Origin of the sequence: Ochrobactrum sp. XJ1, from assembly GCF_024701725.1 — a bacterium.
Taxonomy (GTDB): Bacteria; Pseudomonadota; Alphaproteobacteria; order Rhizobiales; family Rhizobiaceae; genus Brucella; species Brucella anthropi.
Genome location: NZ_VDGD01000054.1, coordinates 1 through 2,103, shown reverse-complemented (window position 1 = coordinate 2,103; position 2,103 = coordinate 1). Strand labels below are relative to the sequence as shown.

Below are 2,103 nucleotides of genomic sequence, written 5' to 3'. Positions count from 1 at the left end.
CCATCCCGCCATACTTGGCCTTGAGCTTGTAGAAAGTCGCCGGGCTCAGCCCGTGCTTCCGGCAAAGCTCTGAAGTCGGCAAACCAGCCTCCAGCTCCTTGAGCATCCCGATAATCTGCGCCTCGGTGAAACGGCTTTTCCTCGTGTCGTCTGCTCCTTCTCAGGCTGGGCAAACTCTACATCACGGCGAGGGAACTTCCGGGGGGCAGGTCACCACCATGTAACCAAAGCCCGTACTCAGATATCAGGCTGGAGCCCAACGTGACGAATGCTGCACCACGGGCGAATGTCGACTGCCGACCTCACTACATCGGCGTCCGCATAATCTCACGGATCAGATCATTTGTCTCTGGTCTCGTCGTTTGGTGCCGATATCGGAGAGCCAGAACAGTTCTCGATAATTGAAGGCCCTCGATGGGCTTCGACACCAGGCCCATGTCCGAAGGAATAGCAGTGGCCGGCAAGATCAGCGCACCTGACCCTTGCCGAGCAAGTTCAACTAACCAATCCACGCGGTTGGACCGATACGCTGCGTATAGTTCATGACCATAATCTGCGCAGGTCCCATGCAAAGCGTCCCGCATTTCGCAATTTAGTCGGTCGAGCATGTCGGTTTTTGCGAGAGCCGAAAGAGAAATCGCATCTTGTTCAGACAACGGATGCGACTTTGACACTACGACCTTGTAGTCCTCTTCATAGAGACGGTCTATGCGATAGAGGTCTTCACTGACCTTCTCTGCGGTGACTGCAACGTCGAGTTTGCCGTCTCGCAACCCGGCAAGAAGCTCGGAGGATGATGCAACGATCAATTCGATTTCGGCTTGCGGTAATCGCTTACGCGTACGCTCCATAGCTGCCGAAATCAGGTTGTGGCCAATCGTTTCGCCGACACCGACAGAGATTGGAACCCGCTCCAAACGCATGTGACGGACCGCCTCAGCCTTCGCCTGGCGCGTCTCATCGTAAATCCTCTGCAACCTTGGCTGCATGAGTTTTCCGAGGGCTGTAAGCCTGCATCCCGCACGGTCCCTGACAAACAGCTCACCTCCAAGCTCGTCTTCAAGTTTCTTGATCGCAGTCGTCAAGGAAGGTTGGGAGACATTGGAGGCACTGGCTGCGTGGGTGAAGTTTCGGTGCTCGCAGACAGCGAGAAAATACCTGATCTGGTTCATTTCCATCGCCGCATTCTCCGCCCCATTTCAACGCAGGCCATCAAAGCAACTTCCATAGTCCATGTCTATTAAAAAATAGAACTTGGAAATTGGAGTCCGACCCATCCGCCATGGGACAAGAGTGCATCGAAACCAAACACGACGAACTTCAAGTCAGGGGACGACCATGAACACGCAAATCCTTCCGATATGCGCCGCACTGGCTCTGATCACAACTTCTGCAACTGCAAAGGACAATCCAATGGAAAATCATACTGCCAGCTACATCGCCATGCCCGCCGTCGAAGGCCAGACCGTAGCCTTCGCGGAGTTTCTGGCTGGTGCTGCACCTATCGTGCGAGAAACAGAGCCGGGCACTGTACTGTGGTTTGCTCTGCAAGCCGGTGATACGTTCGCAATCTTTGACATCTTCGGAGACGAAGAAGCACGGGGCGCTCACTTCTCAGGAGCAGTTGCAGCTGCCTTGAACCAGAACGCAGACGCGTTGGTCGACGGAGGATGGGACGCCGGTGTTGTCGCGAACATCAACAACTCCGATGTCCTTTCGGTAAAAGCGCCGGTTGACCTCCACAAGGCAACAACCGCAACTTATATCAAGCTCGAAGCTGCTCCAGGTAAAGGTCCCGAATTGGCAGCCTTGTTGACCGCCGCCGGCCCCATCGTTGCAGATACCGAACCAAAAACTTTGTTCTGGACGGCGCTGCAGATTGACGAGAACAACTTCGCCATCTTCGACATCTTTGCCGACAGCTCTGGGCGCGAAGCGCACTTTGCCGGACAAGTCGCCGGGCTCCTTAATGCAAAGGCTTCAGAATTGGTCGCAGGCGGATGGGACGACGGTGTTGTGGCAAACGCCCGCAATTTCAACATCCTTGCTACCAAGTAATCTCACAGGGTGACTTGAGAAAGAAGTGCCCGGTGCAACCTGGCC

2 protein-coding genes and 1 pseudogene are annotated in these 2,103 nt (G+C 54.8%); 1 reads left to right on the top strand and 2 read right to left on the bottom strand.

Going from position 1 to position 2,103, the window contains the following annotated elements:
* A pseudogene (locus tag FG152_RS27090) lies at window positions 1-142 on the bottom strand (transposase); the annotation flags it as partial.
* A gap of 163 nt (window positions 143-305) precedes the next feature.
* Window positions 306-1,178: a LysR family transcriptional regulator gene (locus tag FG152_RS27085; protein WP_259030768.1), complete on the bottom strand. Its 873-nt coding sequence runs from the start codon at window positions 1,176-1,178 to the stop codon at window positions 306-308.
* A 160-nt stretch (window positions 1,179-1,338) separates the two neighbouring features.
* Here FG152_RS27085 and FG152_RS27080 point away from each other — a divergent pair, with 160 nt between their 5' ends.
* Window positions 1,339-2,058: a putative quinol monooxygenase gene (locus tag FG152_RS27080; RefSeq protein ID WP_259030767.1), complete on the top strand. Its 720-nt coding sequence runs from the start codon at window positions 1,339-1,341 to the stop codon at window positions 2,056-2,058.
* The last annotated feature ends 45 nt before the right edge of the window (window positions 2,059-2,103 follow it).

Bases quoted from the DNA above. Each gene is read 5' to 3' on its own strand.
- FG152_RS27085 (WP_259030768.1), bottom strand. From the start codon at position 1,178: ATGGAAATGAACCAGATCAGGTATTTTCTCGCTGTCTGCGAGCACCGA.
- FG152_RS27080 (WP_259030767.1), top strand. From the start codon at position 1,339: ATGAACACGCAAATCCTTCCGATATGCGCCGCACTGGCTCTGATCACA.